This is a genomic window from Lewinellaceae bacterium, from assembly GCA_020636135.1.
GTDB lineage: Bacteria > Bacteroidota > Bacteroidia > Chitinophagales > Saprospiraceae > JAGQXC01.
Map to the genome: position 1 here is coordinate 2,011,376 of JACJYK010000001.1, position 26,093 is coordinate 2,037,468.

The window sequence follows — 26,093 nt, forward strand, 5'->3', positions numbered from 1 at the left end:
TTACCTCCATGCTCGGGCATTGTTATTAAGAAGGGATTTCCCCTTCCGGCGTTGAGTGACTGGAAAATAATTTTTGAAATACTTTATTTTGATTTCTTGAAATGTAGAATTTTTTGCAGCTTTGTAAAGCTTTTACCTCCCTGCATCTAATCTTGCCAATCCAATCTTCACGAATTGACTGTTTTGAATAGTCGTAATTAACGCTTACGATTTATTGCAAAATATATAAGTCAAGACAAGGTGAAACGATGGTTATACCTGAATCTTGCTGAGAGTGAATAGTGATCCCCCCTTACTATCGATTCCCAAATATTTTTGTTTTTTCTGTTAAGAGTAAGATTTTTTGATCCCTCCCTTTTGGAGTGATCCTGTTTTTGTTTTAGCCCAAATAAAACGTCCAAAGAGATGATCCAAATGTACAAGCATTGTACAATGGCAAGACTATTTTTGCCTATTGTACTCCTATTCTTGTTCTACCTGTTCTATCTGCCCTCCGGTTATGCCGGAAATGGTATCGGTGAAAAAATAACCTTCACCGGAAATTACGGTTACACGATTATTGGAAACACCGAAAACACCGGGGAAGCGGCCAATGAATGTGGTGAGGTCAATGGGACCAGCCGATATCTGAACATTCCATCCGGAGCCACTGTCCACAAAGCCTACCTTTATTGGTCAGGAAGTTCCTATTACGCAAGCAACGCTGTTTATATCGACCAGTCGGTAACACTAAATAGCCAGAATGTAGCAGCGGATGATGCGTGGACGGAAACCATTAACAATGGTGGATACTACCAGGACTTCTATGCAGCTTATGCAGATGTAACCTCAAAAATTACAGGTTCCGGTAACATCACCATCGATAATTTATCCTTTGACAAGGTAGTCTCCTGTCCCTATGGCAGTGTATATGGAGGATGGTCGCTGGTTGTTATTTATACCAAATCCGATTTGCCTAACCGGACCATAAAAATGTACGATGGCTTTTATGGTTATTGGCCCAATCCCATTAAAAACTTCTACCAACAATGGGATCTTGACGGGTTCACCATCCCAAATTGCCAGGCGAATATCGAACTAAGCTCCATTATTTGGGAGGGGGATAATTATAAAGGCGAAAAAACCTATATCGACGGTCAATACATGGGTGATAACCTGTTATCCGGAAGTAATTCTTTTAATGGAAGTTCAAATTACAATCTGGATATTGACCGCTATTATCTGGATGATATTCTAAGCCCGGGACAGACGGATTTTGTTTATCGTGTTGAATCGTACCAAGTCGGCAATGCCTGGGAATTTCACCTGGATAACGTATTTATTCTTCAGTACGATAATTGTGAAAATACCTGCAAGCCAACGGTGAAATTTACCAATAGCGATTGTTCTTCCGTGACTGTGAAAAAAGGAACTACCACGGTTGCAACCATCACAGGGGGGGGCTTCTGGAATGGGGATGCCAGTGATGGAGACGTATTTGATTTCTATTTAAGTACGAATAAGTTTGATAGCTACACAGTTGCCGGGTGTTCTGCACAAAATTATACCGTTCATCCGGGAGGTTGTTCCAATTACACCTGCCCGGAATCCTTGGTGGTGAATCCGAGTTTTGAAAACACCATCCAGGGATGGACAGTGGTAGGAGACTATAACTTCACAACCCATTATGCGGTTAATGGAAATTATGTTGTTTTCATTAAGCCTTCCACACAAGGCCAAACGGCCACCATTTCACAAAATGTAAACGTTACAACCGGGACAGTTTACAGCCTTGACTTTTTTGCCGGAACTCATGAACCAAGTTTTAATCATACTCTATCGATAGAATTTTACACTCAAGCAGGCACTTTATTGGGTTCTCAAAGTGTCCAGGTCGACCACGACGTTGACCCGAATCAAGACCTCAAAGCTTATAATCTGACGATGACAGCACCTCAGGGTTCCCGTTACGTCAAGATCATTGGAAGAGCCAGCGGAGACTATCTTAAACTTGATGCACTGTGTTTGACAGGCAATCCTTGTGATGCTACAGACCTGATATGTGAATACAACACTGGTAGCGGCTGGATCACCGATGATGACTGTGTGGTAAATGTCTGCTCCGGTTCTTCATTGTGGTTGTCAGTAAATCCCAATGGAATGTCCTCATACGTCTGGAGCGGACCCAATGGTTTTAGTGGGAATGGCGATAAAGACGGTAACATCTTAATTTCAAATTCAATTACCACGGCCAGCAATGGTGTGTATTCGGTGACATCGACGGATAACAAAGGTTGTACATCAACGAAGTCCATCACCGTGAATGTCAGCAATCTGTCTTTGAATATTGTGGCATACAATGTGAATTGCGCCGGCGACAACGATGGAGGTCTTGATCTGAGTGTTACCGGAGGCGTTGCACCATTAACCTATTCCTGGTCAAATGGGACAAAAACGGAAGATATTGATGGGCTCAGTCCTGGTGATTATTCAGTGACTGTAACGGATGCAGCAGGATGCTCCGCCGCAAAAAAGGCAACCATTAATCAACCGTCTAAAATTGATGCCTGGACCGAATACACCGATGTGACTTGTGGAGGAGGAAGTGATGGTACCATAACGTTGTCGGTGATAGGTGGAACAACACCTTATAAATACTTATGGAGTAATGGAGCCACTACCAAGAATCTCAGTGGTCTGTCCACTGGCGACTATTCAGTGACCATTACCGATGCCAATGGTTGTACCAAAGCCATCAAACGTTGGATTGATCAACCAGACAAGATCGACGCTACCTTAACCGTGACCAATACCGGATGCCAGGGTGGTGCCAGCGGTGCCATTGCTTTAACTGTATCCGGAGGGACCACCCCTTATTCGTATCATTGGAGTAACGGAGCGACAACTAAAAATATCAGTAATCTGAGCGGAGGGAACTATTCTGTCACGATTACAGACAATGGTGGATGTACCTTAGTGAAGTCAGCGTCTGTAAACTCTAGCGGAGGCCCGCTGGTCAACATAGCCTGCTCATCAGATCCGTTAACCAGCAGGACCGTTTCAAACAGCCACCAGAGTTGTGGCTCGCATGTTTCCTATGGATTCTGGAACGACAACCTGGCCGAAGCCTACACAAATAATCCATACTGGTCTGTCCAAAGCGGATCACTGAAGGAATACGATAATGGAACGGCATATCTGGAAATGAATGTTGTGAACATTGGGAATGCCAAGATTTCATTTACGATTAAGGCAGTGTTTAAAGGGAGGACCTTCAGTCCACCTGCTGACAGCCCAAAAGAAAATACCCAATGTGTTGGTGACATCAGCAACCAGGATTGGTATTACTATACAGAAACGTATGGATATGCCATCGGAGGCGGTGACCTGGCCGGTGCGTTGTTGCAGTTTGACCGCAATGGTCCGGCATTTCAGGTGGGCACAGGTGCAAACCTGAATACAGGAACAGTATTTGGCGCTTCAGGATGGCTCAACCTGAGCATTATATCTCAACCCAGCTCTGGCCCGGCACTAAATAACAATGCCTTACACGGAGATTTTAACATTAATCTGAGTGGCTCCACACTTCCACGGGAGCAAGAATGTTTGTTAACCTGTGCCGGCAATTCGGTTACACTGACTGCTGCACCCAATGCCGGAACTGCACCCTACTCCTATAGCTGGAGTACCGGCTCTCATGCAGCTTCTATCAGTGTATCGCCTAACACTACAACGACTTATCGCGTCACGGTAACCGATGCCAACGGATGTTCCACAACCGACGAAGCCACCGTAACTGTAAGCCAATCGATGGAAGCTTCCATCCAAAAGGTAGATATTTCCTGCCATGGAGCAAATGACGGATCCATTGACCTGTCGGTGACGGCGGGGACTGGTCCATTTACATTCCTTTGGTCAAACGGGGCAACCACGGAGGATATTACCGGACTGCAGTCCGGGGACTATTATGTGACAATTACGGATGGAGCCGGTTGCGAACTTGAAAAAGAAGCCAGCATCAACGAGCCGGCAGCTCTGTATCTAAGTATTCAAACGGTCTCCGAAGCCTGTACCGGAAACGGAGATGGCACTATAAATCTGACTGTTTCCGGTGGAACGGCGCCGTACCGATATCATTGGAGTAATGGTGCAACAACGGAAGATCTGACCGGTGTCAGTGCCGGCAGCTATTCGGTTACCGTAACCGATGCTTCGGATTGTTCGGCGAGTGATAATGCAATGATCAACTCTTCAGAACCGATGGTACTGACATTGACACCATCACCTGCTAGCTGTGCTGATAACCAGGATGGATCGATTGATCTGCAGGTACAAGGCGGAAAGAGTCCATATAAATTTGCATGGAGTAATGGTGCAACCACCGAAGATCTGGAAGGGTTGGGTGCCGGAACATATTCCGTGACAGTTACGGATGTGAATGGATGTACAGCTAACGATGAAGCGAAAGTGAGTGAACCAAACCCACTCCAGTTATATGCCGGTACAGAAGATCCGCTTTGTCATAATGATGAAAACGGTTCCATAGACCTTACTGTATCCGGGGGAACAACGCCTTATTCTTACCAATGGAGTAATGGAGCCACAACGGAGGACTTGAATAACCTTTCCGCCGGTTCGTATTCTGTTACGGTTACGGATAAAAATGGATGCAATGCTACCAAAGCATTAAACATTGCCGCTCCTGAAACCTTGACGATAACAGTAGACCATGTGAATGCCAACTGTGATGCAGCCAATGGTGAAGCCACAGCGCAGCCTCAGGGGGGCACCTCGCCTTATACCTATCTTTGGAGTAACGGTGCAACTACTGCGGATATTGGTTCACTGGGATCTGGGAATTACTCCGTAACAGTAACCGATGCCCATGGCTGTACAGCTGATGCGGATGTCTTTATCAATGGATACAGCAACCTGGCAGCGTCAGCTACTGCTACCGATGCATCCTGCCCCGGCTCGGACGATGGCAGCATAGTCCTTACGGTAACCGGTAATTCGTCAGCAGTAACTTACAAATGGAGTAACGGATCAACGACAGAGGACTTGACAGGTGTTCCTGCGGGTACCTATACAGTAACTGTGACCGATGCATTTGGATGTACAGCCGAGGCTGGTGGCAGTATAAAAAACAAGACCAGTATCCAGGTATCAGCGATACCAACCGGTATTGATTGCAATGGATCTGCCAATGGATCGATCATGCTGATTGTCCAGGGTGGTGTCTCCCCCTACACTTATTTGTGGAACACGGGAGCAACTACCAAAAATATTTCTGGGCTGGTCGCGGGTAACTATACAGTCACGGTTACCGATTTGAACGGATGTTCTTCAGAAGCAAGCACCCGGATCGATGAGCCCAAACCACTGGAAGTATCCCTGACAGGGTCCGATCTATCTTGTTTCGACGATCATGACGGGAGTATACAGGCCACCGTTTTAGGTGGCACGACTCCATTTCATTTTCTCTGGAGCAATGGAGCCACAACTCAAAATATTTCCGGCCTGAAAGGAGGATTGTACTCCGTTACCGTCACCGATGCCAATGGTTGTACCGCGCAGGCGGAGAAGAATCTGACCCGGCCGGACTCGCTGTATGTGAACCTGGATCATGTGGATGCCAATTGTGATGCATCCAATGGACAGGCTACAGCAATCCCGGGTGGAGGTATTGCTCCTTATACATTCGCGTGGTCTGATGGCCAGACGACACAGAGCATCACATCTTTACCTACGGGCAATTATAGCGTCACAGTGACTGACAGTAAAGGATGCCTGGTTACAGGAAATGTATTCATCAATGGCAAGAGTGATATCGCAGCAACAGCCAAAGCGAAGGACGCTACTTGTGCAGGTGTGGATGATGGCTCGGTTGACTTAACGGTCACCGGAAGCACATCGGCACTGACCTTTAAATGGAGTAACGGTGCAACAACCGAAGATCTGTCCAATGTGGCAGCTGGTAACTACTCGGTCACTGTGACCGATGCCTATGGCTGTACAGCGGAAGCTTCGGCTACGATCAAAAGCCATTCTACGATATCAATTTCAGCAATTCCATCTGCTGCAAACTGTAATGGCTCAACGGATGGCACTATTGAATTGATAATTCAGGGTGCAGTTTCTCCCATCACCTATCATTGGAGCAATGGTGCCACGACAAAGAACCTGACCGGCCTTGCTGCCGGCAGCTATACAGTGACCGTAACGGATGCCAACGGGTGTCCTGCAGAAGCTACTACAACCATAGAAGAGCCTGAACCTTTAGACATCATCCTAACGAAATCGGATATTACTTGCGATGGATTCGATGGAACAATAAGTGCCAGTGTCTCAGGAGGGACTGCTCCCTATAAATATATCTGGAGCAATGGTGCAACAACTCAAAGCCTTACCGGCTTACAGCCAGGGACCTATTCCGTGACAGTTAGTGATAAAAACAAGTGTTCCCAGGTGGCTTCAGCTACGATTGAAAAGGGCAATGGTCTGCTGATAACAATTGAAGCCAGTGATGCAAGCTGTAATGGAAGTTCCGATGGATCCATTTCAGTCGATGTTCAGGGCGGCGTCGCACCGTATGCATACCTATGGAGCAATGGAGTGACCACGAGTGAAATCAATGGTCTGGGATACGGTACCTATGGGGTTACGGTAACGGACGTAAATGGATGTTCTGCTTCTGGAGAGGCTAAAGTGAACATTCCGGACGCAATTAACCTTGATTTGGTTGGCTCAGGCACCACTTGCCAGGGAGGAGATGGTCAGGCGACAGTGACTGCCACGGGTGGCAGATTCCCTTACCAGTATGCCTGGAGTAATGGTGAAACTTCAAAGACCATCAAAGGCATTACAGCTGGCGAATATACGGTGACAGTGACCGATGCCAATGGATGTTCGGCAGCTGAATCCATCATTATTGAACCCGGCTCCGGCGTATTGACGGTTGAAGCAGAGGGAGGTGAGCTCAATTGTGAAAATGCATCGGTGTTCTTAACGGTAATCACAAGTACGGATGTAGAAATCTTTTCATGGACAGGGCCTGGAGGATTTACCTCAGATGAGGCGAAACCTGAAGTGAATATTCCGGGAACCTATTCGGTCACGGTAACCGATGCCAACGGATGCAGCGGATCCGGATCAGCAGAAGTAACCTCCAATGTGGACGTTCCCGAAGTTAAGGTGACCGGAGAAAACCTGAGTTGTCTGGTAAATGAGGTGCAAATAAAAGCAACCTCATCAATTCCGGACGTTGAATATATGTGGTTCGGTCCGGATGGATTTACTTCATCTGAACAGAATCCAATAGTAACAAAACCGGGTAAATACAACGTATTGGTCACCACAACTCAAGGCTGTATCGGACAGGGAGCCATCGAAATAAAGCTCGACCAGGCAGGCCCGGATATCGAGTTGAAAGCACCTGATTTTGGGTGTGGAAGCAGCCAGGTACAAATTGATATGTCGGTGAGCGAACCCAATGTAGATATCCTGTGGATTGGTCCGGGAGGCTTTGTCTCTACGGGTGAAGATCCGATCATCGAGTTACCCGGAACTTATCATGTGTCGGTGACCGGGGCAGGAGGATGTACTACGAAGGATGATATCACGGTAGGTACCAGTGGTAACTTTGAACTGGAGCTTTCTGCAGATACCATTACCTGCCCACATCCTGCGGTAACGATAACCGTCACTGGGACGGACGAAATTTCGAGCTATAAATGGATCGGGCCCAATGGCTATACGTCTGATCGTCAAACACCGTTGGTGGATGTTCCGGGTGTTTATACCCTGGTGGCGTTCAGTGTAAACGGCTGCCTTGACACCGCATCGGTTGAGGTTATCGAAGACACATTTGAGCCGGAAGTACAGGCTGAAGGCGGGATGATTACCTGTGAACAAGGGTATATCCAATTGTATGGTCATTCATCCACGCCAAATGTAATCTATGCCTGGACCGGTCCGGAAGACTTTGCTTCGAGTGAACCTGAACCGGAAGTTTCTGCGCCGGGCGAATATACCCTGACAGTGACAGGCGCCAATGGATGCAAAGTCGTCACGTTTGTGACCGTAACCAAAGAGCCCTGTGGGAAAATAGGCGATAAAGTATGGCTTGACGGCAATTGCGACGGTTTACAGGATACTTTTGAAATCGGTGTTGACAGCATCCTGGTTAAACTCTATACATGTGATTCTGTCCTGGTGGCTGAGACCTATTCTGACTCTAGTGGCATGTATTACTTTGAAAACCTGGTGCCGGACAGATACTATTTTGTGGCCGTTGACAGCCTGCCTTCCAGGTTCACTTTTGCGCCCCATATTGATTCCATTCCGGATTCCCTGGATACCGATATCATCTTGTTCTCTTCCCGGACCGAGTGTTTTTATGTAAGGCCTGGTATGGTGGATACAACCATCGACATTGGCTTATGTGCCTATGATACCTGCGTGCTGAATGTTGAGGCGGAAGAATACGTGATATCGTGTGGGATGGATAGTATTCAATTGATTCCTAAAGTCAATGAAACTGGATTGAGATATCATTGGGAAAGTACCAATGGCTTTTTGTCCGACGAAGAGCGGCCATGGGTATTTGAATCCGGTAAATACTATGTTACTGCTTCAGATGCCTATGGTTGTGAAGCCATCGCCTGTATTGTGGTCACGGAATCCAGTACTGTGGATATTGAAGTCATTGGTGGTACCGTACCCTGCGATGGTTCAGGCACGCTGATCTATGCTTATTCTTCTGATGAGCAGGTAATCTATAGCTGGGTTGGCCCTAATGGGTTCCGTAGCCTGGAGCAAAATCCTCTGGTGTATGAACCTGGTATTTATTGGGTCACCGCGCGGGACACGGTCTTCGGATGTTATGACAAGATGATGATTGAGGTCTTCCTGGAATGCTGCAATGTAACGGATGGAGGTATCCTGATTGGCGATGAAATCGCTTGTGGTCCTTATGATCCGTTGCCCATAATCAGCATCGCTGACGCTACAGGTGGCCGGGGAGAAATTCAATATATGTGGATGAAAACCACAAACCCTGATTTACCATTCAGCTTATGGACAATGATCTGGGATGCCCATGGACCTGAATATGATCCAGGATTGATTACCGAGACAACTTACTATACACGTTGTTCCAAGCGGGCTGCCTGCGAAGAATGGGTAGGAGAGTCAAATATTGTTGTGAAGAAAGTCATCAATATTCCGGTTGTCGATACCGTCTATGTAGGATCTGATGCGACCTGCGGGGACAATACGGGAGAAATCATCATTGAGCTGTCGGCATTTGATGACGGACCCTACATGGTTCGACTGATAGTAGATGGAGTTGAGAAGATATTTGGCCCCTATCAGGGAGGGCGAATCATTATCGATGGACTGGCTCCGGGGAGATATACCAGCCTGCAAATCAGCAATGCTTACGGTTGTTTCTCCGAGGTAATTGAAATCGATCTTGAGATCAAGTGGGTTGCTTGCGCCGGAACGGAGGATGCAACGGATCAGATCAGCATTCATCCGAACCCTGCAACAAATTACGTACAGATTAGCGCCAATCTTATTGAGAATGGTGATGATGACATACAGATCGAGCTGATCAATCTGACAGGCAATGTCATGAAAAGGATCAATAAAACGGTGGACCGCTCATCCGACCAGTTATTCCGGGACCGCATCGATGTTCACGACATCCAGGCGGGCATGTACTACCTGCGCATCAGGCATGGAACTGAAGTTAAATTCATTCCGGTGGAAATCCTGAAGTAAGATTAATCTCGGAATAAAGACAGAGGCTCTGCCCTTAAAGAAGTGGCAGGGCCTTTTTTTATGGTTGTCACACGTTATTGATTTTGGTGGGAATGTTTTTGGTAGAATTGGAATTGACAATGGAATGGTTGATTGGCATTTTATGCTGCACAGACTTGAAGAGGGAAGAATTGATTTGAAACCATTTATTTTGTAAAGCCTTTTCAGTTGAGGCAGCAGTTCTATCGTTTCTAACCTATGATGAATATGAAGATCGTCTTGAACTTTTTTTTGTTTTTGTTACCCGTATGCCTAACCGGCCAAAATTTCACGCATCAGGACACACTGCGGGGATCCATCACACCCCAGCGGGCCTGGTGGGACCTCCGATACTATCACCTTGCAGTCCGTGTAAACCCTGGGGACAGTACTATTTCCGGATCAAATACGGTTGGATTTACTGCACTTGATGCGGGAGATGTCATGCAGATCGATCTGCAATATCCGATGCAAATTAACAAAGCAACCTTTCAGAATAAGCCATTGTCCTACGAACGCCAGGGGAATGCATATTTTATTCATCTGCCCGGATCAGTCAATAAAGGGCAGAATGAAGAAATTGAGGTGTTTTTCTCAGGACATCCACAGGTGGCCAGACGTCCACCCTGGGATGGAGGAATCACCTGGAGCCGGGATAAGGCTGGCAATCCTTTCGTTGCTTCATCTTGCCAGGGATTGGGAGCCAGTGTGTGGTGGCCCTGCAAGGATCACATGTATGACGAAGTTGACAGCATGACCATTCAGGTCACGGTACCGGATAGCCTGCAGGATGTTTCCAATGGCAGGTTACGAAAGGTATCCAGTGCTGAAAAAGGATGGCACACGTATACCTGGGCGGTGGTGAATCCCATCAATAATTATGGGGTTAATATCAATATCGGAGACTATGTTAAGTGGAAGGATACCCTGCAGGGAGAAAAAGGAACACTGGATCTGAGTTACTACGCATTGTTGGAGAATGAAGATGCAGCCCGTTCCCAATTTAAACAGGTTAAACTCATGCTGCGGGCCTTCGAATATTGGTTCGGTCCTTATCCTTTCTATGAAGATGGTTATAAGATCGTCGAAACGCCTTATCTGGGCATGGAACATCAAAGCTCCATCACCTACGGGAACCATTATCGCAACGGGTATTTGGGAAATGACCTATCCGGTACAGGTTGGGGACTGAAATTCGACTTCATTATTATCCATGAGTCTGCCCACGAATGGTTTGCCAATAACATTACCTACAAGGATATTGCAGACATGTGGATTCATGAGAGCTTTGCCAATTATTCGGAAAGCTTGTATCTGGAATATTACTTTGGAAAGCAGGCCGGTCAGGAATATGTCATCGGAACCAGAGAACGGATTCAAAACGATCAGCCAATCATTGGAACCTATGGAGTAAACCACTCCGGTTCGGGTGATATGTACTATAAAGGGGGTAATATGCTCAATACCCTGCGCATGATCGTCAATGATGATGACAAGTGGCGTCAAATTTTGCGAACCATGAACGCGCGCTTTTATCATCAGACGGTCACTACAGAGCAAATTGAAAAATTTCTGGCCGATGAAACCGGTAATGATCTGAAGGCCTTCTTCAATCAATACCTGCGAGATACCCGGATACCTAAATTCGTCTACAAGATTGTAGATAATCAGCTGCAATACCGGTGGGAAGATGTCGTGACAGGGTTTGCAATGCCTATTCTGGTCAGCCGGGATAATCGTAATTTTGAGTGGATAAAACCAACTTCTAAATGGCAATCAATGGGAATAAATCCCAATCTGAAAGGAATCAGCGTTGATCCTAATTTTTACATTGAAATCGAGAATATTGGAATGCCCAAGGACTAGTTCAGGTAGGCCATTTTTCCTTGAATAGATCGATAAAGTGATCCAGTTGTTTCCTCCTGTATTGCATAACCCAGCGGGGGTGGGGTAGCGGAACGACCTCTTTGAACCAGCCGTACTCTTCATTCAGCTGAGTAAAAAACTGAGCATTTTTTCCCATTCCCAAACTAAAAGCTCTATCCCTTCGCGCACCAAATGCTATTTGCTGATTGATGTTGTCTATGATGTGCGGACGCACCGATTCCTGCAGATTCCGGTCATCGTAGTAATTAAAATTCTTGCCGTCCTTCACAAATCCCAGCGGACAGAGTGAAGTGATGTAATAGGATCCTGTAAATGCATGCAAGCCATGTAGTGCCTCGATAACCTGATAAATAAAAATACTGGATAACTCAGCTTTCTTCTGAAACGGATTAGGGATTCCGGCTATGGTTTCCAGACGGATTGGATCTGTGAATGGTACACCCGTGATGCCTGCCCCGAAACGCCCTGGATTTATACCGAATACAAAATACCGGGAATCCGCATCTGCGTAATACTTTTCATAAAATGCAGTAAAAGCCTGCCGGGTTTCCTTCGATCCGAAAGGAAAGAGCAATTCATATTCGGGTGGTATGTTCCAGTCCGGGGTGAGGGATAAATGAAAACGGATCACGTTCTCCCCAAATGTCGTCATGCGGATTCTTGTTTCCGCAAAGATATCATTACGCTTCCTGCATCAAAAATTGATGTGCTGCCTGGGCTGCTTGTCTTCCTTCATGAATCGCCCAGACCACCAGGGATTGTCCCCGTCGCATATCACCGGCCGAAAATACTTTGTCGACATTGGTCTGAAAATCATTGGCTGATACATTCCCCCGGTTATCGTAGGTCACCCCCAGTTCATCCAGCAGACCCTGGTGTTGGGGATGGAGGTAGCCCATGGCGAGGAAGACCAGGTCAGCGGGCAATTCACGCTCCGAACCTGAAATTTCTTTTAAGACCGTGCGACCTTCATCATTTAATTCCCAGGCGATGTCTACAATACGCAGCGCTTTGATCTTTCCTGAGCCATCGTCTACAAACGACTTGCTGCTCACAGCCCATTGTCGTTCACAGCCTTCATCGTGACTGGATGAAGTCCGTAAGATCAATGGCCATTCCGGCCAGGGGTTGGTTGCTGGCCTGTCGACCGGCGGTTTGCCCATGATCTCCAGCTGAGTGATGGTGGCTGCCCCATGCCGGTTGGACGTACCTACGCAGTCTGAACCGGTATCGCCACCGCCGATAACAATAACGTGCTTCCCTTCCGCATAAATTCTTCCGGCGCCATCTACGGAATCTCCCGCAACTCGACGGTTATTTTGTTCCAGAAATTCCATGGCAAAATGTACGCCCTTAAGTTCGCGGCCGGGAATGTTCAAATCCCTGGGAATGGTTGATCCTCCACAAAGGATGATCGCGTCATAGGCGTCAGTAAGTTCTGCTGCTGAAATATCGACCCCAACATTGATGTTGGATTTAAAGATCACCCCGCTTTCTTCCATTAGTTTCAGCCGTCGGTCCAGCACCCATTTTTCCAGTTTAAAGTCAGGTATGCCGTAACGCAGCAATCCTCCAAAACGGTCCTTCCTTTCAAAAAGGGTGACCAAGTGTCCTGCTTTGTTCATCTGATCAGCAGCTGCCAGTCCGGATGGGCCAGAACCGATCACAGCCACTTTTTTACCGGTACGGCTCAAAGGAGGTCGTGGTTGATAATAACCACGCTCCCAGGCGACTTCCGCAATACTCTTTTCGATATGCTCGATGGCAACGGCTGGCTGGTTGATACCCAATACGCAGGATCCTTCACAGGGAGCAGGGCAGATGCGGCCGGTAAATTCAGGAAAGTTGTTTGTAGATTCCAGGATCTTAAAGGCAGTTTCCCACTTCTCCTGATAGACGGCATCATTAAATTCAGGTATGACATTGCCCAGTGGACATCCCATATGACAGAAGGGTGTGCCACAATCCATGCAACGGGCTGCCTGCTGGATGGTTTTTGCTTTGGGGAATGATTCATAGATCTCTTTGTAATCATGAATCCTTTCTTCCGGCGGCCGGGATAAAGGCAATTCCCGTGTATAGTTTAGAAATCCTTTTGGATCACCCATGTATTGGTTTTATTAAGCAGATTTAACAATAGAAGGGATGCCTGCGGCAGTCTTCCGCAACTGCTGCTCCAGGACGCGCTTATACTCTCTCGGCATCACCTTTACAAAACACTGGACCTCATCATTCCAATCTCCCAGAATGTCAAAAGCTTTTGCACTACTGGTCTGCCAGCAATGTTCACGGACCAATTGTCGCAATTCAATCTGATCTTCGAGGGTCAGTGGTTCCAGATCAACCGTCTCCTGATTACAGAGCAAATGGAAAGTGCCGGCAGGGTCATATACATATGCGATGCCTCCGCTCATGCCGGCAGCGAAGTTTTTGCCGGTACTGCCCAGTACAACCACTCGACCTCCGGTCATGTATTCGCAGCAATGATCACCCACGCCTTCCACGACGGCTTTCACCCCTGAATTACGCACGCAAAAACGCTCTCCGGCCATGCCTTTGATGTATGCTTCCCCTGAGGTTGCTCCATAAAATGCTACGTTTCCAATAATAATATTTTTGCCCGGATCGAAATGGGCATCCCGGTCATGAGTCACCACCAGGCGTGCTCCGGAAAGTCCTTTCCCAAAATAATCGTTGGCTTCACCCTCCAGGATGAACTTCAGGCCCTTGGCCGCAAAAGCACCAAAACTCTGGCCTGCGGATCCACGGAAACGGAAGACAATGCTATCCTGGGGAAGCCCTTCTTTCTTGTAAATTTTTGAGATCTCGTTCGACAACAAGGTACCTACTGCACGGTCGGTATTTTTGATCTCAATTACACTGCTGATATTGGCTCCGGTCTCCAGAGTCAACTGGGCTCGCTTCAATAATTGCCAGTCCAGGATGTTCTCCATTCCATGATCCTGACCTACACAATGGAAGGTGTGTACCGGTTCATCGGCTTTAGCCGGAACAAGCAGCGGACTAAGATCAACCAGATTGTATTTCCAGTGACCTACCTCACGGCGGAATCGCAGCTTTTCAACATGGCCGATCATTTCATTTACGGTTCGGAAGCCCAGGCTTGCCATGATTTCTCTCAGATCCTGTGCAAGGAAAGTGAAAAAGTTCACCACATGGTCCGGATCGCCTGTAAAGCGACCGCGCAAAGTCTCATCCTGAGTGGCTATTCCTACCGGACAGGTATTCAAATGGCATTTGCGCATCATGATACAGCCTTCCACAACCAGCGCTGCCGTAGCAACACCCCATTCTTCAGCTCCCAGTAATGCTGCAATGGCAAGGTCTCTGCCGGTACGCATCTGACCATCCGTTTGCAGTACCACCCGGTCTCTTAGCTTATTCCTCACGAGTGTTTGTTGTGCTTCTGCAACCCCCAGTTCCCATGGTAATCCCGCATGGCGAATGGAAGTAATCGGGGATGCCCCGGTACCACCGTCGTGACCACTGATCAGGATTACATCAGCATGTGCTTTGGTCACCCCTGAAGCAATGACACCAACACCGGCTTTGGAAACCAGTTTGACGTTAATTCGCGCATCCCGGTTTGAGTTTTTCAAATCAAAAATGAGTTGAGCCAGATCCTCAATGGAGTAGATGTCGTGGTGGGGAGGGGGAGATATCAGTCCTACTCCGGGAGTGGAATGCCTAACCCGGGCTATCCATTCATCGACTTTGTGTCCTGGTAGCTGGCCTCCTTCACCTGGTTTGGCGCCCTGGGCCATTTTGATTTGCAATTCGGCAGCATTGGTCAGGTAATAGCTGGTTACCCCAAATCGACCTGAGGCTACCTGCTTTACCGCTGAGCGTTCCCAGTCGCCATTGGGCTTGGGTTCAAAACGGATTTCATCTTCTCCTCCCTCACCACTATTCGACTTCGCGCCGATACGATTCATTGCTATTGCCAGCGTGGAATGTGCTTCATGCGAAATGGAGCCAAATGACATCGCGCCGGTAGAAAACCTTTTCAGGATATTTTCCACAGGTTCCACTTCGCTTACTGGTATCGGCTCCTGACCCTGAAAGTCCAATAAACCTCTTAATGTACAGGCCTGGGTGGCCTGGTCATTGATAAGGTCGGCATATTTCCTGAACACTTTGAAGTCATTGGTCCTGGTTGCTTTTTGCAGCAGGTGGATGGTCTGAGGATTGAACAAGTGAAATTCACCATCTTTTTTCCATTGCATGAGACCTCCCACCGGTAGTTGTGGTTCGATCTCTGGCCGGATGGCATCCACCCATTTTTCATGGGCCTCCCGGGCAATGCCATCAAATCCTAATCCTTCAATCCGGCTTATAGTCCCTTTAAAGCATTTATTGACGACTTCCCGGTTTAAGCCGATGATTTCAAAGATCTGAGCTCCCTTGTACGATTTTAAGGTGGAGATGCCGATCTTGGATATAATCTTCAGCAGTCCTTTACCGACGGATTTGATGTATTTCTCCTGATAATAGTCAAGTGGCTTTTCCGTATCCAGTTCACCGGAGAAGTAAAGGTCTTCAATCGATTCAAAAGCGAGATAAGGCAAAACGGCATCAGCGCCAAAACCTATCAACGCAGCAAAATGATGTGCTTCCCGCACGTCTCCACTGCAAGTGATGATTGAAGTTTTAGTTCGTAAACCTTTGCGTATCAAGTGATGATGAAGTGCGCCAGTAATGAGCAATGAAGGGATAGGAATGTGACGGTGATCGGCATTTTCATCACTGATTACCAGAATACTTGCTCCGTTTTGAACTGCCATATCGGCTTCTTCGCAAAGAGCGTCAATCGCCGCTTCCAGTATCCCGGGAGCATTGTTCGTCCCAAAAACGGATTCCAGGCGATGCATGTGAAATCCTTTTGCCCTGGTATGTTCCAGCCTGGCAAGATCGCCCCGTGTTAACACGGGTTGATCGAGGTGGATTTGTTTACAATTTTCAGGTACCAGTTTAAGCACCTGGCCACTGGGCCCGAGGTGAGTAAACAGTGACATGACATTGCGTTCCCGGATCGGGTCGATTGGCGGATTTGTGACCTGAGCAAATAATTGTTTGAAGTAATTGGCCAGGTGTTGTGGTTTGTGCGAGAGAATCGCCAGTGGAGTGTCGGTACCCATTGACCCGATCGGTTCGTCACCGCTCTTGGCCATCGGCTGCAAAAAATATTTCAAATCCTCACGGGTAAATCCGAACATCTTCTGACGCTCCATCAGGCTGCACGCATAATCCGGCGCTTGTGGCCCGGAGCCGGCAGCAGGCAAATCGCGTAGGTAAAGCTTATGTTCCTTCAGCCATTCCTGGTAGGGTTTGTTCTTGCAAACCCTTGCTTTCAGATCGTCATCACCAATGATGCGGTGCTCATCAAGGTCAGCAATCAACATTTTACCCGGCTGTAACCGGCCTTTAAAAACCACCCGGCTTTGATCGACCGGCAGCGCCCCGGTCTCGGATGCCACAATCAGGGTATTGTCATCCAGTAAGGTGTATCGGGAAGGCCTGAGACCGTTGCGGTCCAGGGTAGCGCCTACCACGATGCCGTCACTGAAGCAGATGCTGGCCGGACCATCCCATGGTTCCATCAGGGTCTCGTGGTATTCGTAGAAGGCTTTTTTGTAATCAGCCATGAGATCGTCATGCTGCCAGGCTTCCGGAATCATGGTCATCAAGGCATGCGGGAATGACCTGCCATTGAGGAACATGAACTCCAGTACATTATCAAATGAACCGGAATCTGATAGTCCCTCATAACAGATGGGTAACATTTTTTCCAGATCTTCTGATGAGAAAAAGGAAGACTCGAGCAGGCTTTCTCGAGCCTTCCACCAGTTTAGGTTACCGGTAATGGTATTAATCTCACCATTATGCGCGATATAGCGGAAGGGCTGGGCCAGCTTCCACTTGGGGAAAGTATTGGTCGAAAAACGGGAGTGGATCAGGGCAATAGCACTGACTACATCCGGATGATGAAGATCCGGATAATAAGTTGACAGCTGGTGTGTCGTCAGTTGCCCCTTGTATACGATGGTCTTATAGGATAAGCTGCACAGGTAGAAAAAATCCTTCAGTTCCGGTTCTGCATTATGTACCTGATGGGTTCCATATTTACGTAGTACCAGTAGCTTCCTTTCGAATACTTTGGGTTCGAGATTTTCTTTGGACCGAAGGAATATCTGTTCCATATAGGGCTCTACAGCCAATGCACTCTTGCCCAGTCCCTCTGGGTTGGTAGGCACCGGACGGTAGCCGATGACTTCCATATTCATTTCTTCGATACAGGATTCAAAGATCGCTTTGCTGTACTGTTGTGCAGCCGGGTCCTTTGGTAAAAAGAGAAATCCTACGGCATATTTTCCAAACTCGGGCAGGATAATCCCCTGTGATTTCCACCAATTGCGAAAGAATAGATCCGGAAGCTGGATCAATATACCTGCGCCGTCACCCGTGTTGGGTTCGCAGCCACAAGCCCCCCTATGCTCCATATTGCTGAGCATCAAAAGGGCATCTTCAATGAGTTGATGGGACTTGGTGCCATTCAACTGTGCGATTAAGCCTGTACCGCACGAGTCTTTTTCCATTTCAGGCACGTAAAGTCCCCTCTGGTCAGAGAGGTCCTTCATGTCTAATTACTTTAATACCACTATCTATCGGTAACCTAACCGTTGCTAATTTTGGTCGAGCTAAAAATTAAGAAAGGCAATAACAAAGATACAATGGTTCACCCGTTTATTTAACCATTCAAAATAATCCGGCAAATTTTTAAAACATTTGTATCTATTGGTGTAAATGATTGAAATAAAATAAAACATTTGGTGGCGAGAAGGGTTATGGGGCAAATAATTGTTGGTGGCTGTAGGGAGTGAATCGCTTATAGATTTTAACATTTAATGACGTACAATTAATTTTGTTGCTATGAGGAATTCTATTCTACTGTCCATGCTGTCTTACCTTGCTTTTTGTTGCATGTTGTTCCAGTGCAAGGAATCCAAAAGCCTGGTATTGGTGAAACCGGAAGATCCTGCGCTGCATTATTCAGGTCGTGTTCATCCGGATGAGACTCAAAATATGGAACTGATAAGTTCAGCTTCATCTGTTTCTTTTGGCTTTTTTGGTGATTCCGTATGCCTGTTGTTGAAAAATGTAGCCTCAACCGATGAATACAATTATGTAACAGTAGTTATTGATCAACAGGTACTTGGACGGTTTCGCATCAAGGGAAGGGAAGTGGTGCCCCTTGGTTTTCGCCTGGACTCCCGGAAGCGGCATCAGTTACAATGTGTCAAAGCTACCGAAGCGATAAATGGGAGGATCGTGGTATGCGGGGTCGAGGCAACAAAGATATCTTCAACTCCTGAAATCAGCCGCCAGCAGATTCTGTTCATTGGTAATTCGATCACTTGTGGAATGGGTGCTGACATCACCGATATTCCCTGCGAAGCCGGAAAATGGTACGATCAACACGATGCTTATTTTGCCTACGGACCCAGAGTTGCCCGTCAACTGGGCGCTGATTATGTTTTGAACTCGGTTTCAGGTATTGGCATCTATCGCCAATGGAATACCGATGGTCCGGCAATGCCAGCGGTCTATGATCACCTGTATTTTGATACCACGTCCACTGAAACGTGGGACGATCACCGTGTCGATCCGCAGATCATCAGCATTGCACTGGGCACCAATGATCTTTCGTCCGGAGATGGCATCCATCCACGGCCGGAATTCGATTCAACTACGTTTATCACTTCCTATGTTGATTTTGCCCATCGACTTTACCGCAAATACCCGGAAGCCAGGTTCGTGTTGTTATCCAGTCCGATGGAATCCGGTGCTAAAGCCAGGATACTGGAGGAATGCCTGACTACCATCAAGCAGAAATTGGACGGTTCATATCCGGAAAGGTTTCCGGTTACCACCTATTTTTTTACTGGTGTTACAGATCCGGCAGGCTGTGGAGGCCATCCGGATGATGAAGACCATGCTGAAATGGCGAAGGAATTAATACCGGTTTTCAGAAAATTACTCGATCACTAAAATCCATTGTTTTTAATGACATTGGTGTACCAGCGTGCAGAATCCTTGGGCGTCCTTACCAAGGTGTCGAAATCAACATAATGCAGCCCAAAGCGCTTGCTATAACCCAATGCCCACTCGAAGTTGTCCATCAGGGACCATGCAAAATACCCGCTGAGCCGGACACCTTCCAGAGTGGCCCGGTGGATTTCCGACAAATAACCACGCATAAAGGAAATACGGTCCTGATCATGCACCTGGCCATCAACCACTTGATCCGGATATGCACAGCCGTTTTCAGTGATTACAATCTCGGGGTGGTGATAACGATGATCGATCCAGTGCAGCAATTTTCGGCAACCCCAGGGGACCACGGCCCATCCCATATCGGTCAAGGGCCAGGCAGGATCGGTAGAGAGGCTTACATTCTGGTCTTCACTCAGCCCTCCGTTTCCATATACCGGGTTACCTTCCGGTAAAGTCGTGGACTCTGCAGCAAGCATAGTCGTATAATGATTCAGACCGAAGAAATCGGAAGAGCCACGAAGCAGGTCATGTTGACCGGATTGGAATTCAGGCAAGCGGCCTCCAACCCTTTCACGCATTGAAGAGGGATAATCACCAAAATAAACGGGATCAGCGAACCATCCCAGGAAAAACTCAAGTGCCCGCTGAGCTGCCTGCTGATCCTCGATACTACTCGTCAGAGGTTCTCGCCAATCGCAATTGTTGGTGATTCCGATTCTGCCATTTTGTTTTGCCTGGTATTTCGATCGGTAACGATCTACTGCATAGGCGTGGGCCAGAAGCAAATGATGTCCGGCCAGGTAGGGATCGGCATTTGAAGTTCTGCCGGGGGCAAAGACACCCTGACCATATCCCAGCATGGCCACCACCCATGGTTCATTGAGTGTGATCCAGTTTTTTACACGATCACCGAAATGCATATAACAGAGATCGGCATAATCTGCAAACAGCCCGGGAAGTGCCGGCCCTAGCCAGCCATTTTCTTCCAGCTGTAATGCCAGAGGAAGATCCCAATGATACAAAGTCACCCAGGGTTCTATTCCTGCTTCCAGCAGCTTATCAATCATGCGGGAGTAAAATGCTATACCTTCCTTATTGATCATGCCACGCCCGGCAGGCATAAGCCTTGGCCAGGATATGGAAAACCGGTAGGCCTTAAGTCCTGCCTGTCGCATCAAAGACACATCGTCTTCCATCTGATGATAATGATCGCAGGCTATTTTTCCGTTTTGACCCTGAAAAACTTTACCGGGGATGGTACAGAAAGCATCCCAGATCGAAGGTCCTTTGCCATCCAGGTCAGCAGCTCCTTCGATTTGATAAGCTGAAGTCGCTGAACCCCAGGTAAAATTGTCCGGGAACCGGATCATAGTGCCGGATTTTGAGCAGTTCCGGTTTTTGTTGCCGGAGCTTCCGGTAATTTGTCAAACCAGGTCTTTTTCAAGATAACCGAGCAAATGATCGCTACGGCAACCGTAATAATGATTGGCACCGTTTGCAGCAACACCAGATATATCGGGAAAATGACCAACGCCGTTTGCCATATAGTGCCTATTACGACATTGAAGGTATCCCGCCTGAAATCGCGATTTGGGATAAATGTGGGATCTTCAGCCATGACTTTTTCCCGGATAGGTTTCCAGAAACCCCACGGACGCACCGTTTTGTAAAACTGTTTCAGTGTGTCTTCATTTACCGGAGGTGCAAGATAAGTTCCGATGATACAGCCTGCAGTGGCAATTAGAAGCATTAAGGGGAAGGTGTACAGGTCCAGTACCCCCGGAAAAATAAACCGGAAGGAGAGGGCAGGTACCAGGCCACCGAGCATGCCGTAGAAAAAACCGTGTCCATTAAATCGCCACCAATACCATTTGAGTACATTGGCTGCCACATAACTGCCATAAAGTCCTGATACGATCCACTGCAGAATGTCATTTACATCCCGGGCATAAAATCCAAGTAGGATACTGACCGCTACCATGATTAATCCGGCAAAATAATTGATGAATTTGATCTTGGTATTGGGTGCTTCCGGGTTAATAAACTTAAGATAGATATCATTCACAATGTATGCCTGCGTAGCATTCAGGGTGCCGGCAAATGTTGACATAAACGCGGCGAGCAGTCCGGCGAGCAATAAACCCAGGAACCCGACCGGTACAAACTCATGGATGGCTGAAGGCAGGATCTGCTCAAAATCAATGGTACCACCTACCAGCAGATCCAGCTGATCGTAATATATAATAGCCAGGATACCGAACCCGGCGATCATGAAATACCTTATCGGCATCAGGATCAGGCTTACTGACCCACTCATCAATGCAGCCTCGCGGGGAGAACGGGTGGACAGGATCTTCTGCATGTCGTAATTGGGCGCCGGACCGGCGAGTGAAACCAATACGCCTTTGAAGACCATCATCATAAAAAAGATGCCAAACAGGCTATACCCGTCACTGGCAATCTTGGCATTTACTTCGGTTAAGATATTGGTCCAGTCCAGGTCAAGATGCATTCCAAAAAAAGGTGTCATCCATCCATCCGGTACGGCCAGTGGATGGGACGCTACCGCATTCATCGCAATGACGCCGATCACAATACTTGATATGGCCATCAGGGAATATTGTACAACATCGGCCCAGACAATACTCATCATACCTCCGAGCAAAGAATAAAAGACTGCAAAACAGGTGAATATGATGCCGTAAAAATGGGGCACATAATCAGGGCTGATATCAAAAGGTATGTAAGGTGCCACCACTTCCCAGGGTACAAAGATTTCAATGAATTTTCCAATTCCGATGAATCCGTAAGCCAGATAACCTAAACCCATGATGATAGCAAATACGACTACTATGCCGTGGGAAAGCCTCGCCCCGTTTCGATTGCCAAATCGGGTTGAAATCCACTCAGCGCCGGTGGTTACTCCGGAACGTCTAAGCCAGATGGATAGAAAAACCATCAGGAAAATTTGGTTGAATACCGGCCATAACCAGGGAATCCATGCGCTTTTGAGGCCATAGACAAAAAGAAGGGTCACCAGCCACATGGTCCCGGAAATGTCAAACATGCCGGAGGCATTGGACAATCCCAGGAGATACCAGGGTAACCGGTTGCCCCCCAGTAAATAGTCATTCTTGCTCCTTTCGGCTTGTTTCTTCAGAACTATTCCTATCACAATCGTAGCCAATAGATAGAGCAATATGATGGCAATATCCAGAATGGTTAATTTCATGTCCTTCCCTTATTAATCCGTCTCCTCAAGATAGACCAAAAAACCTTACGCATCGCTGCTTGGTGGGGCCAAAATCATGATCCCTGTTTTGGTGGTGGGCAATACAGCTTACCTGCTTTGCTCCAGAATATTTTTATCTTTCGGAAAATCAAAACGATGGCTTATCTCCCTGCTGCTGACCGCTATGACGCCATGATCTATCGCCGCTGTGGTACAAGTGGACTTCTGTTGCCGGCGATTTCGTTAGGCCTTTGGCATAATTTCGGCGGTGTGGATCTCTTTGAAAACGGACGGTCAATGATCCATCATGCATTCGACCGGGGGATCACCCACTTTGACCTGGCCAATAATTACGGCCCGCCTCCGGGTTCGGCAGAGGAAAACTTTGGTAAAATGCTTGCTCAGGACCTGGGGGCTTACCGGGATGAGCTGGTCATATCCACCAAAGCAGGATATCGTATGTGGCCCGGCCCCTATGGAGAATGGGGTTCCCGGAAATATGTTTTGTCGAGCCTGGACCAAAGCTTGCAGCGGATGGGATTGGACTATGTGGACATCTTTTACAGTCACCGGCGTGATCCCAATACGCCCCTGGAAGAAACCATGGGAGCCCTCGATCAGGCCGTTCGCAGTGGTAAGGCTATCTATGCCGGATTGTCAAATTATAACCCAGAAGACACAAGTAGAGCAGCGGCAATCCTACGCGACCTGGGGACACCTTGCCTTATCCACCAACCAAAATACAGCATGTTTGTACGTACTCCCGAAGAAGGACTTACAGATGTATTGCAAGAGGAGGGTATCGGTGGCATCGCATTTTCCCCACTTGCTCAGGGATTACTCACGGATCGTTATCTGTATGGTATTCCTGCCGGATCACGGGCTGCCAGGCCGGAAGGTTTTTTGAAAACAGAACAGGTTTCCACCGAAGCAGTTGAGAAAGCCAAAGCGCTCAATGAGCTGGCAAAGCAACGTGGACAATCACTAGCTCAAATGGCCATTGCGTGGATACTCCGGTTGCCTCAAATGACCAGTGTATTGATCGGCGCCAGCAGTGTCCAACAATTGCAAACCAATCTTGCTGCTTTGGAAAATGTTCATTTCAGTCCGGAGGAGTTGGCTGCGATTGATAAAATTCTGCATCATTAATGAATCCGGAATTCGGAGCCCTTTTTGATATGGACGGAGTGTTGGTGGACACCAATCCGACCCATAAGCAGACCATACTTAATTTTGCCCATTTACACGGTTTGTATCCGGATGACCAATACCTGGAAGAGCATGTCTATGGTAAAATTAACCGGGAATGGATCCCAGCGCTTTTTGGCAGTCATTTAAGCATGGAAACAATCGATCGTCTGGCGGAAGAGAAGGAACAATTGTTTCGTCGGGTTTATGTCAGTCAGATGGTGCCATTGCCTGGATTGGTGTCATTCCTGGAGTTGCTCAGGGGATACGGGATATCGGTTGCATTAGCTACCTCAGCGCCGCCTGAAAATGCTGACTTTATCCTTGACGGCCTTGGTGTCCGGCATTTCTTTGATGCCATTGTACATTCCGGTCATGTAACCAAGGGTAAACCCGACCCGGATGTCTATTTGACTGCTGCTGCCCGGTTGGGTATGCCTCCTTCAAGGTGTCTGGTCCTTGAGGATTCACTGGCAGGAATTGCTGCCGGCCTGGAAGCTGGTTGCAAAGTAATTGGTTTGACCACCACCCACGATCGTAATGAAATGAACCATGCCCATCTGGTGATCGATGATTTCAATCAACTGGATCTGGAGACGTGCATGCAATTGTTTCAGGACAATCCCCGATAGAAGGACGACGGAATCATCAAACAGGTGCATACAACGCTTTAAATTTTTAGGTCTACGATCATATCCTGAACCGCAAAGAACAGCGGCCGGATAACATGGTCGTGATTGGCCAATATTATGACGGTATACTTCGAACCATCAGTCATCCGGTAATATCTGAGCTCTGCTCCATAGCCCGGTGAACCCCCGTTGTGTCCAAAAGATTTTGTGCCATTGGAAAAATCTGATATCATCAGGCCATAACCGTATTTCATTTTACCCATTCCAGGAAGTTCTCCTTCTGCGTGTTTTTCACACATCATCGTCAGATAGGGTTCAGCGATGATTTCACCATTAAACAGAGCTTGTATAAATACGAACAAATCGCGGGTATTTGTTATCAGTCCTCCATCCGAAAGAGGCACTGGAAACAAGTCGAGCGTCGAAGCCCATTTAGTACCTGGCTCACGTCGCCAATATCCTTTTGCGAGGCCATTCAAATTGTTCCTGTCCAGGGATATCCGGGTGTTCCGCATGCCCAACGGCCCCAGTATTTCCTGGTTTAAAACCTCTGCATAGGATTTATGGGTTACTGCCTCTATGATCTTACCCAGGATAATATAGCCTGAGTTGGAATATTCATGCCTCATACCGGGCGTATCAAATACCAGCTGCTGCGTTTCGATCAATGGGATGATATCACCGATGGTTACCGGCTTGGCCAGCAGAGATTGATAGACCGGGTGAACCATGTAATTGCCAAGACCGGAAGTGTGTGAAAGCAATTGCTCAATGGTAATTAGTTTTGCATTGGGGATCTGACATTGCGGTATGTAGTTGGATATCGGATCTTTTAAACTTAACAGTTTTTGCTGTACCAGTTTCATGGTTAATGTTGCAGTAAATACCTTTCCAACGGAGGCTATGCTAAAGACCGACCTGTCGCTGGTTTTGATCTTATTTTCTTCATCGGAATAACCAAATACCTTGTCATAGATAACAGGTTCGTTTTTGGCGATGAGGACTGCACCGGAAAACTCATGTTGTCTTGCTGATTCCGTAAAAATGGAATCAATCGCCCTTATTTGACTGCACAGAAAGTTGTTTAAAACCAAACTCACGAAAACCAGGATCAGCCATTTGATGATGTTGTTATTTTGCATGGTCCACTTGATTTATGTACCACCCAATGGAATTATCAGGTGAATTGCAAAATTTGCGGAAAGGAATATTAATCTAGGTTAAACATCCTTGCCGATGGTTAAACCATGAAGGTAAAGGGTGATTGGACGGGAAGTTCAAGGTTTTGTGGAGAA

Annotated in this window: 11 protein-coding genes; 5 read left to right on the top strand and 6 right to left on the bottom strand. The window is 47.3% G+C overall.

Annotated elements, in window-relative coordinates; genetic code table 11:
• Positions 1–432 precede the first annotated feature (432 nt).
• Together H6570_07535 and H6570_07540 are read left to right on the top strand one after the other, a co-directional pair.
• Entirely contained in the window at positions 433–9,765 is a 9,333-nt protein-coding gene (locus tag H6570_07535; protein ID MCB9319115.1) for a T9SS type A sorting domain-containing protein, read from the top strand.
• A 240-nt stretch (positions 9,766–10,005) separates the two neighbouring features.
• On the top strand, positions 10,006–11,649 hold the full coding sequence (locus H6570_07540; protein ID MCB9319116.1) for a M1 family metallopeptidase: 1,644 nt from the start codon (positions 10,006–10,008) through the stop codon (positions 11,647–11,649).
• Position 11,650: 1 nt separating this feature from the next.
• Here H6570_07540 and H6570_07545 read toward each other — a convergent pair whose 3' ends face one another.
• From H6570_07545 to gltB, 3 genes are read right to left on the bottom strand one after another with little or no spacing between them, the layout of a single operon-like run.
• Positions 11,651–12,322, bottom strand: a complete 672-nt coding sequence (locus H6570_07545) for a DUF4918 family protein (protein MCB9319117.1) — start codon at positions 12,320–12,322, stop codon at positions 11,651–11,653.
• Between the two features lie 28 nt (positions 12,323–12,350).
• Positions 12,351–13,778, bottom strand: a complete 1,428-nt coding sequence (locus H6570_07550; protein ID MCB9319118.1) for a glutamate synthase subunit beta — start codon at positions 13,776–13,778, stop codon at positions 12,351–12,353.
• A gap of 12 nt (positions 13,779–13,790) precedes the next feature.
• The gene (gene gltB / locus H6570_07555; protein ID MCB9319119.1) at positions 13,791–18,329 is read right to left on the bottom strand and encodes a glutamate synthase large subunit; all 4,539 of its coding nucleotides are present in this window, start codon (positions 18,327–18,329) and stop codon (positions 13,791–13,793) included.
• A gap of 292 nt (positions 18,330–18,621) precedes the next feature.
• Between gltB and H6570_07560 the strand changes: the two genes are divergently transcribed.
• Positions 18,622–19,740, top strand: coding sequence for a hypothetical protein (locus tag H6570_07560; protein ID MCB9319120.1), 1,119 nt, complete (start codon positions 18,622–18,624; stop codon positions 19,738–19,740).
• On the opposite strand, the gene H6570_07565 is transcribed toward H6570_07560, so the two are convergent.
• Positions 19,737–21,116, bottom strand: coding sequence for a beta-glucosidase (locus tag H6570_07565; protein ID MCB9319121.1), 1,380 nt, complete (start codon positions 21,114–21,116; stop codon positions 19,737–19,739). The two genes, H6570_07560 and H6570_07565, sit on opposite strands and share 4 nt — an antisense overlap.
• Positions 21,113–22,978: a Na+:solute symporter gene (locus H6570_07570; protein MCB9319122.1), complete on the bottom strand. Its 1,866-nt coding sequence runs from the start codon at positions 22,976–22,978 to the stop codon at positions 21,113–21,115. The genes H6570_07565 and H6570_07570 overlap by 4 nt, the downstream gene beginning before the upstream one ends.
• A gap of 156 nt (positions 22,979–23,134) precedes the next feature.
• On the opposite strand from H6570_07570, the gene mgrA reads away from it, so the two are divergent.
• Positions 23,135–24,127: an L-glyceraldehyde 3-phosphate reductase gene (mgrA, locus tag H6570_07575; GenBank protein ID MCB9319123.1), complete on the top strand. Its 993-nt coding sequence runs from the start codon at positions 23,135–23,137 to the stop codon at positions 24,125–24,127.
• Positions 24,127–24,798, top strand: coding sequence for an HAD family phosphatase (locus tag H6570_07580; protein ID MCB9319124.1), 672 nt, complete (start codon positions 24,127–24,129; stop codon positions 24,796–24,798). Before mgrA ends, H6570_07580 begins: the two co-directional genes overlap by 1 nt.
• Positions 24,799–24,836: 38 nt before the next feature.
• On the opposite strand, the gene H6570_07585 is transcribed toward H6570_07580, so the two are convergent.
• Positions 24,837–25,940 (bottom strand): beta-lactamase family protein, encoded by a 1,104-nt coding sequence (locus tag H6570_07585; protein MCB9319125.1) that lies wholly within the window; start codon positions 25,938–25,940, stop codon positions 24,837–24,839.
• Positions 25,941–26,093: the final 153 nt, after the last annotated feature.